General features: G+C 32.0%; 6 protein-coding genes and 1 pseudogene. 2 read left to right on the forward strand and 5 right to left on the reverse strand.

Features of this window, described 5'->3' with window-relative positions; translation table 11 throughout:
- Together ACTCDL_RS11425 and ACTCDL_RS11430 are read right to left on the reverse strand one after the other, a co-directional pair.
- Positions 1 to 219, reverse strand: a pseudogene (locus ACTCDL_RS11425) (L-arabinose isomerase); the annotation flags it as partial.
- Between the two features lie 803 nt (positions 220 to 1,022).
- Positions 1,023 to 2,126, reverse strand: a complete 1,104-nt coding sequence (locus ACTCDL_RS11430; RefSeq protein ID WP_463176635.1) for a substrate-binding domain-containing protein — start codon at positions 2,124 to 2,126, stop codon at positions 1,023 to 1,025.
- Positions 2,127 to 2,572: 446 nt separating this feature from the next.
- On the opposite strand from ACTCDL_RS11430, the gene ylbJ reads away from it, so the two are divergent.
- On the forward strand, positions 2,573 to 3,817 hold the full coding sequence (gene ylbJ, locus ACTCDL_RS11435; protein ID WP_463176636.1) for a sporulation integral membrane protein YlbJ: 1,245 nt from the start codon (positions 2,573 to 2,575) through the stop codon (positions 3,815 to 3,817).
- A gap of 242 nt (positions 3,818 to 4,059) precedes the next feature.
- Entirely contained in the window at positions 4,060 to 5,181 is a 1,122-nt protein-coding gene (locus tag ACTCDL_RS11440) for a tetratricopeptide repeat protein (RefSeq protein WP_463176638.1), read from the forward strand.
- Positions 5,182 to 5,309: 128 nt separating this feature from the next.
- Here ACTCDL_RS11440 and coaD read toward each other — a convergent pair whose 3' ends face one another.
- The 3 genes from coaD to recG form a co-directional block, all read right to left on the reverse strand.
- Complete coding sequence (gene coaD / locus ACTCDL_RS11445) at positions 5,310 to 5,807, reverse strand: pantetheine-phosphate adenylyltransferase (RefSeq protein ID WP_463176639.1); 498 nt, start codon at positions 5,805 to 5,807, stop codon at positions 5,310 to 5,312.
- 2 nt (positions 5,808 to 5,809) lie between these two features.
- On the reverse strand, positions 5,810 to 6,364 hold the full coding sequence (gene rsmD, locus ACTCDL_RS11450) for a 16S rRNA (guanine(966)-N(2))-methyltransferase RsmD (protein ID WP_463176641.1): 555 nt from the start codon (positions 6,362 to 6,364) through the stop codon (positions 5,810 to 5,812).
- Positions 6,365 to 6,607: 243 nt separating this feature from the next.
- Entirely contained in the window at positions 6,608 to 9,187 is a 2,580-nt protein-coding gene (recG, locus tag ACTCDL_RS11455; RefSeq protein WP_463176642.1) for an ATP-dependent DNA helicase RecG, read from the reverse strand.
- Positions 9,188 to 9,461: the final 274 nt, after the last annotated feature.

Below are 9,461 nucleotides of genomic sequence, written 5' to 3' on the forward strand. Positions count from 1 at the left end.
ACAATTTTCAGCACTATTTGCTTCTAAACACATCTTTCTTATCTCTTCTGGTCCTGTTAAAGTTGTTTTATAAACAACCTTTACTGGAATATCATCTGAGTCATTAAAGTATTGAGCAATCTCCTTAGAATTTTTTGCAACCTCTTTTAATACATCATCACCATATAAATGTTGACTTCCTGTTAAAAACCATACTTCTAAATTTTTAAATGGTTTCATTATTTATCCTCCCCTTATAATTAAATTTAAAATTAATCAGCTAACCTTTAGAACTTACTTTGCTTATAAATAGTACAATAAGTATATTGTAATGTTGTGCGTACAACACTTATAAATAAAGAACCCACATTTAGCCAAAGTGATTCTAATTTATCTGCTCTTGCTAGTAATGTGGGCTCTTATAATGATTGTTATTAGATTTTAGCCACCTGTATTTTATTGTATTATACTAACTATACTTATTTTAGAAGCTCACCTAAAAAGATTGTAATGTTGTACGAACAAGTTGTTGAAATAAAAATTCCCACATATAGCCTAAAGGAATCATAATAATACTCCTCTTAGCAATTGTGGGTTCTTGTAATAGTTGTTATATAGCTTATAACCACCTATATTCAATTATATAGTTATGGTAATTCTCTTACAAAATGATTGTTATACTAAATTTATTCTCTTATTACAATCATGTTGTATGCACAACCATATCTATTACTTACATAATACATTATATCAATTTCATTGTCAAGAATAGATTATAAATATTCTAATAATGATAAAGACTATATTATTTATAGCCATATAAATTCGTGAATCTAGAATAAAATTTAACCATGATGTTATATAGAGAGATTACGACACTTTTAGGAATCTGGAATCAGTAGTCAGGAATCAGTTATAAACACTAGTTCCAGATTCCTGATTCCCGACACCAAAGTATCTCAATATCCCCATTAACTTTCACTTTGGATTTAGAATCTATAGAGATGTTTCAATACAGATTCTTTTATTTTTCAAATAATCATCTACTCTTTTATCTCTTTTACAGAGTCCCGTTCAACAAGTTTAGGATTAAAGATAACGTTTTCATTCAAATCAAAAGCCTCACTATTAATCTTATCCAGTATAATCTTTCCTGCTTTTTGTCCAGCTTTCATCTTAGGATGAGTAATAGAAGTAATGGATATATTCTTTAATTTTACCAATTTAGAGTCATCAAAACCTATAATAGACATATCTTCTGGTATTTTATAATTCAAATCATTTAATATCTCTTTTAATAAAACAGCTATTTGGTCGTTAAAGCAGAATATGGCTGTTGGAGGAGTTTGGAGTTTTATCAATTCCATTACTAAAGACCTTATCTCCTCTTTGAATTTTTGGTGATTTTCAAATTCAGAGATATAGTATTTTTTAATATAGTCATTATAAACAGGAATATTATTCTCTTTTAATGCTTGTTCATAGCCTTTAAAACGGTTAATAGATGGTTTGTGAAGACCTTTATAAATAAGAGCAATATTAGTATGCCCCCTATCTATAAAGTATTTTATAGCTAGATATCCACCTTTTTGATCATTTACTGTAACATAATTGAACTTATCATTCTCAAAATTACTATCAATAATTACTACTGGTATATTATTGTCTACAAAACGCTCTAATAGATCAATATTTGGATAGTTATAAGCACTTTTAGCAGGTTCAATAATTAATCCATCAACATCCTTTTTCAAAAATTCATTTAAGATCTCTCGCTCCCTACTTTGATCATCCTTAGAATTACCCAAGATTATTTGATAGCCATTTTCATGTAATATACTATCAATTCCAGATAAAATATCAGCAAAGATATAATCATGTAAACTGATACTGATAAAACCGATATTATAAGTCTTCTGCTTTCTATTTTCACAGCAAAAAGTCCCTAAACCCTGCTTTTTATATAACAAGCCATCTTGCTCTAAGATATCAAGTGCTTTTCTTACAGTGTGCCTACTAACACCATACTCTTCACATAAGTCACTCTCTGTAGGTAATTTATCCCTGGGCTTTATCTTACCACTCTGAATCAATTCTTCAATATTATTCTTTACTTGAATATATTTAGGTAAACCATTAACATTCATTATTATCATACCCCTTCCTTTAATAACTCAAAGTTTTTAACCTGCTTTTAGCAATTTTCTTACTTACTTAATTATATATTTAAAGATACTAATGCTGTTATCCGTACAATTTTTAGCAGATTAGGATAACAAACTTTTAAAAGTTCATCTATTAAATTTATCATTTTAAATAGTCTGACTTGTTCTGCTCCATTATAAGCCTACTTAAAAAATATCTACTTCAGATATATAATTGTTCTTTTAATAATCTGGGCTATAAAATTATCTAATTATATTAATCATACCATATTAACGCTTTTTTGTCTAAATCTATTAAAATTCTTATAGACAATATGTTATATCATTCTTGTAGTATTTATTGAGCTACTCATCTCAAAATCAAAGTAATATTATATCTCCAATTCAAATATTAATAAATAAGGAATCTCAATAAAGGAGGGAGCCCTTTGACAAATGATATTAATAAAAGAGCAATCAATACAAAGGCTCTAATTGCTATCTTATTTACAATCTCTTTAATTATATTTTCAGAACAAGCCTTTGAAGCTGCTGTAAATGGCTTGCATACTTGGTGGGAAGTTGTATTTCCAGCACTCCTACCTTTCTTTATTATGGCAGAAATTTTAATGGGGTTGGGTGTAGTACATTTTATGGGGACATTATTAGAACCCTTAATGCAACCTATCTTTAAAGTTCCTGGTGTTGGAGCATTTGCTTTTGCTATGGGTCTAGCTTCTGGATACCCTATCGGTGCTAAAATTACTGGTAATTTAAGAAGAGAAAAGCTCTGTACCCAAGCTGAAGGGGAGCGATTGGTCTCATTTACCAATACTGCTGACCCGTTATTTATGATCGGGGCTGTGGCTGTAGGGATGTTTGGTAATGCTAAGTTGGGAACCACTTTGGCATTGGCCCACTATATCTCCTGCTTGATTGTTGGTATAGGTTTAAGATTCTATAATCCCAAAGAGAATAATCAAGATGTAGTGCGTAACACCAATACTGAAGGGAATATCTTTACTCGAGCTTTCAGTGAGCTATATCAAGCTAGAAAAAGAGATGGTAGAAGTCTAGGACAATTGATCGGCGATGCCACTAAAGAATCTCTTAATACATTATTATTGATTGGAGGATATATCATCTTATTCTCAGTCTTAACCAGGGTTTTAGCTTTAGTTGGATTTACTAAATTTATAACTGCTGGAATAGTATTTGTCTTAAAACCCTTTGGTTTTGATCAATCCCTTGTCTTACCTATTATCAGTGGATTATTTGAAATAACCAATGGTTCACATTTGGCTAGTCAGACTATGGCTCCATTAAGCCAGAAGCTAATCATCACTAGTGGAATTATTGCTTGGAGTGGATTATCTGTTCATGCCCAGGTTGCTACTATGATCAATGGTACTGACTTACGGATGAAACCTTACCTTTGGGCCAGAGTCTTCCATGGAATAACTGCTAGTCTTGTTACTTACTTTTTATTTGAGCCTTTAGAAGCTATCTCTTCTAATTTAGTTACCCCGGTTACTTCAATAGCCAATAGAGTCCATTATACTATCGGCTATTGGGACCATTTTGCCAAAATGTCCAGTGGATTATTATTATTTTTAGGATTTTTAACCTTTACATCACTGACTATCTATTTTCTTAAGAAGATTAAACTTGTCATGTTCCATTATTCAGAATGATTAAAGCAGAGCATAGAAACTCTGCTTTTTTAATTATTTATTTAAATAAATAATTAAAAAATGAAGTACCACTTACTTCCCCAAACCATAAAAAATAATTATTCAACAACCTATAATCTACTTTCCAGCAATAATAGTTGAAAAGAGTTAGTAATTTTTATAATATATATAGTGAAGATATATTATTTTTTAGATATTCACTAGTTACTATTAAGTATTAGTTAGGGGAGGTATTATTATTAATGATATCATATAATTTGATACTAATAGCAATTTTATTTATAATTTTAACTGTTATAATGATGAATTTATCAAAGAATAAAGAAACGGCGCAACCTCAAACTATTAGCAGTTCTAATAATCCTAAGAAAAAATATTCTACATATCAGAAAAATATCAGCTATCATGGTAACTATATCGATATAGATTCAATAGACTTCTTTGGACAATTCAACAAATCCCCTAATGAAATATATACAGTAGCCTATTCAGAGAGTCCTGTAAATAAATATGTCCTTTTAAAAGGAGAGAATATTGTAGTTAATGGAGATATAGATCGACCTAGTTTGGCCAATGTAGCCAATAATGGAACATTTATTATTAATAATTGGGGAATATCCACCAACCTCTTTGGTCTCTTTACTGCTTTTACTAAAGATGGGGAGATTATAATCAAAGAAAAACTAAAAGCAAACTTATGTAATAATAGCATCTCCGCTGATGGCAATTATGCTATCTGCCAAACTTATAAAAGTAAGCATAAGCAAGATTCTAATAAATTATTATTCTTTGATTTAAAAGAAAAGAAGCTACTTTGGAAGATCAATCCGCTACCTGGAATAGCAGACTCTTATAGCTTTAATCTAGATGAGAAGATATTAACCTTGCATTATCCCGATAATAGCTCTTATCGTTATAATTTTAAAGGAATATTTTTAGATGAAGAAGATTGGAAAAAAATAAATAATGGTGAGACTGATATTAATAAACACTCAAATCAGGACTTAGATAAAAATGAAGATTTAGATAATAAATTAGATGATGAATATATTGAGATAGAGCAACCTTCGCAACTTTTTGAAAGCTTAGAAAAAACTCATAAAAAAGACCTCAAAAATTTATCTAAAAAAGACTTAACCCTTCACCTAAAAAAGTTATCCCTCCTCTTAAACTTTGAAGAGATAACCACTGTTAAGTATAAGCATGCTAGAACCTATAGGTATCTAGGGGAGAGCTATTTAGAATTAGATAAAAAAAATGAGGCTTTACAAAACTTTAAGGAAGCTCTAAAGGTTAGCAAGCGAGTCGGAGTCAAAAGAATTACTAAACAGCTTGAAGAAGAATTATCAAGCTGTTTAACATAGGCTAAAATAAAGCTTAAGACTAAACTTAAGTAAATTAAAAATATAATTTAGTCTGCTTTAACTCAGACTAAGACTTAAACTAAAAACAAGCAGAAAGGGATTTTAATCCCTTTCTGCTTGTTTTTAGTTTATATCATCTTATCCTCTTCTGTCAACCTTTTAATCAACCTCTTTATCACATGATCTGGTACAAGACCTTCAATACACCCACCAAAGCTGGCTACTTCTTTAATAGAACTAGAGCTTAGATAAGCATACTTGGTACTTGTCATCATAAATAAGGTCTCAATATCAGGAGCTAACTTCTTATTCATCGAAGCCATCTGGAACTCTGCTTCAAAATCAGAAACAGCCCTTAGTCCTCTAATAATCACCCCTGCCTTCTGGTTATTAATATAATCAATTAATAGACCTTCAAATCCATCTACCTCTACCTTATCAAAGTCTTGTACAGCCTCTGCTAACATCTCCATTCTTTCTTCCATAGTAAAGAGAGGATTCTTATTAGGATTGTGAAATACTGCCACAATCACCTTATCAAAAGTTCTACTAGCTCGTTCAATAATATCTAAATGTCCATTGGTTACAGGATCAAAACTACCTGCATACACAGCTATATTACTCAATCTTATTCCTCACCTTCCCTTAATTTTAATAAAGTAATACCACTTTTACCATATTTCTTCTCCTTTATTATATCATATCCTTCAGGTAAAGCTATAGTATCCTTAGAAAAATGTTCAATAATTATAATTCCAGTTGGGTGAAGTAACTTATATTCCTTAATCTTATCTAAGGTCTGAGTATATAGATCAAGCTCTTCATAGGGAGGATCCATAAAAATTAAATCAAAATCTCCTGTCAATCCCTCTAAGGCTTTGAGAACATTATTGTTAATCACTAAGCTCTCATTCTCATAGCCAACCATAGATAAATTTTCATTAATAATTTTAACATTACGTCGATCCTTCTCTACAAAAACCACCTCTTCTGCTCCACGGCTTAAGGCTTCAATTCCAATCCCACCAAAGCCTGAAAATAAATCCAAAAATCTAACGCCGACTATATTAGGACCAATAATATTAAATAAAGACTCTTTAGTCCTATCAGTAGTAGGTCGGACATCTCCTCTATCTATAGATTTTAATCTTCTACCTCCATCTCTTCCTGCAATAATTCTCATTAACACACCCCCGAAAGTTCAGTTTACAGTTGATAGTGTACAGTTAACAGTTAAGTTCAAAACCTTTCGTGCCTCATTCCCTTTACGAGTCTCAAAAAACTTTCTATGGTTCTTATTCTTTATTAAAAAAATAATAAAGAATAAAAATTCCCAGCAAAAAATCATAAATTAAAATAAATTCTAAAATATTTTCCTTTTGAACTATAACTATACACTATCAACTGTACACTATACACTGCTTTATCAGCTTATATCTATCAATTCAAAGTCATAGTTAAAATTCTCTGTTAAGATACTCTTTAAGAGTTTATTCTCTCTATTTTCTAATTTAGGGTCAGCCTTAATTAAAGCAAAAGCATCCTCTCTTGCTAACTCTAATAATTTATGATCCCGTAAGATATCTGCTACCTTTAAATCTGGCATTCCATGTTGGCGAGTACCAAAGAACTCTCCAGGGCCTCGTAGATGCAAATCCTCTTCTGCTATCACAAAACCATCGGTAGATTTAGTCATAATCTTCATCCGTTCTACCCCTTCATCTGTTGATGGATCTGAGACTAAAATACAATAGGATTGGTATTCTCCCCTTCCCACCCTTCCTCTTAATTGATGGAGTTGGGCTAAACCAAAGCGCTGTGCATCTTCAATAATCATTACTGAAGAATTGGGGACATTAACCCCTACCTCAATAACAGTAGTCGATACTAAAATATCAGTATTTCCTATCCGAAACTCTTCCATAACCTCTTCCTTCTCTATTGCTTTCATCTGACCATGTAACAGAGCAACCTTTAAATCTGGAAAATATTCATTTTGTAATTTAATAGATAACTCAGTGGCCGATTCTATATCTAACTTCTCTGACTCCTCTACCAAAGGACAGACCACATATGCTTGTCTTCCCTTATCTATCTCTTCTCTTAGAAAAGAATAGATTCTATCCCTTGCTTGCTGTGTCCTCCATTCAGTGATAACTGGCTTTCTACCTGGTGGCAATTCATCAATCACAGAGACATCCAAATCACCATAGACAGTCAAGGCTAAGGTTCTAGGAATAGGAGTGGCAGTCATAACCAGTACATCAGGATTATCACCTTTTTCCTGTAAAGTGGCTCTCTGCTTAACCCCAAAACGATGCTGTTCATCTATAATAGCTAGACCCAAATTAGAAAAGTTGATTCCTTCCTGTATTAAAGCATGGGTCCCAATAACTATATCTATCTCTCCAGCTTCAATTCTCTTTAGTAACTCTCTCTTCTCTTTAGCCTTCAAGCTTCCCACTAGAAGACCTAATTTAAGCCCTAAAGGCTCTAAATCATCCTTTAAGCCTAAGTAATGCTGTTCTGCTAAGATCTCTGTAGGAGCCATCAATGCCCCTTGAAACTCTGACTGTACTGTCTTTAATAATGCCAAAGTAGCTATAACCGTCTTCCCTGCCCCTACATCACCTTGTAAGAGACGATTCATATTCTTATTAGACTCCATATCCCCTTTAATCTCCTGCCAAACCCTTGCCTGAGCACTAGTTAATGCAAAAGGGAGTATATCCAAAAACTTATCAACTAAGCCATCATCTTTAGAATGCTTAATTCCCAGTTTATCACTTTGAGCTTCAGACTTTCTTAATGCCAAAATTAGTTGCAAGATAAAGAGTTCTTCGTAGGCAAACCTTCTTCTTGCTTCCTTTAATATCTCTTTTGAATTTGGAAAATGAATCATTGAAAGAGCATAATTTAAATCTAAAAAATTATGCTTGTCAATAATATCTACAGGAAGAAATTCCTCAACATCCTGTAAATACTTATCAAAGCTATTTTTCACAATCCTTCTTAACTTCTTCTGACTGATACCTTTAGTTGTAGGATAGACAGGAACTATGCGACCAGTATGTAAATTATCTTGGAAATCGACCTCTTCAAAATGGGGATTATTAATCTCAAAATTACCATAGCTATACTTAACCTCACCGCTAAATAAGAAAGTATTACCTTTTTTGAAGGTCTTTTTAATATAGCCTTGATTAAACCAGACACCATGTAATATCCCAGTCCCATCACTGATAGCCACTTTAATAATCTTAAGTCCTGAACGGGGTTTAATCTCATTGATATTTACCACCTCACCCTGAACAGTGACATTCTCTCCAGTCCTTAACTCTCTAATTTTTTTAGTCTGGCTCCAATCATTATAATCTCTAGGAAAATAATAAAGTAAGTCCTTTAGCTCTTCAATTCCCAAACGTTTTAATCTTTTTGTCCAATAGCCTCCTACACCTTTAATATATTTGATAGGTTGATGCCAAAGGCTATCTTTCCCTTTTGTTACTCTAGTCTTCTCTTCTCTATTTTGTAGCTGTTGCTTCTTAATTACTTTAGTTTTATCCTTCTTTTCAATTACCTGCTCTTGTTTAAGCTCTTTATCTTTATTAAAATCCAGCTGTAAAGAATTCTGGGGACCCTTCTTCTTTCTTTTAGCTTTCTTCTTAACTGGTGTATCTTTAATTATTCTTAATCTCTTATCATTTAAATCAAAAACTGGTCTTCCCTTTATTTTTTGACCTAATTGATTGAGCAGTCCAATAGATTCCTTTAACTTCTGATGTCTCTTCTCCAAAGCTACCTTCTCATAATCTATAAACAATACATACAAGTCTTGGGCAAGACTCTTAAGCTGTTCATTCTCTGTATTTGCCTGTAACTTATTGCTCCAATTTAAGATATAATTATCAAACCCCCCAAAAACTGAGGTATTTAATCCCTTACCTTTAATCTCTATTGGAATCGGTTTTATAAGATTTTCAAATATATCTTCTATCTCCTTCATACAATCACCTCATCATTTAAACCCATTAATTCTGGGGGAAATATAATATTAACATAAGTAAATTTAAGATATTAAAAACCATAATTTGCTTAAACTTAACCTTAAACTTAGACTATATAAATTGAACCTATAGATTCGTAAATCTAGAATAAAATTTAGCCATGACGCTATAGAGAGATATTGCGACACTTTTTATAATGATAAATTTACTAGCCACAGGTTTCAACCTGTGGTGATGGTGATATGTTACACTACGGGTTAAAACCCGTAGCTA

The sequence above is a fragment of the Orenia sp. genome (assembly GCF_055140805.1).

Excerpts from the sequence above, each read along its gene's own strand:
- ACTCDL_RS11430 (WP_463176635.1), bottom strand. The coding sequence starts at position 2,126 with ATGAATGTTAATGGTTTACCTAAATATATTCAAGTAAAGAATAATATT.
- ACTCDL_RS11440 (WP_463176638.1), top strand. The coding sequence starts at position 4,060 with ATGATATCATATAATTTGATACTAATAGCAATTTTATTTATAATTTTA.
- rsmD (WP_463176641.1), bottom strand. The coding sequence starts at position 6,364 with ATGAGAATTATTGCAGGAAGAGATGGAGGTAGAAGATTAAAATCTATA.
- recG (WP_463176642.1), bottom strand. The coding sequence starts at position 9,187 with ATGAAGGAGATAGAAGATATATTTGAAAATCTTATAAAACCGATTCCA.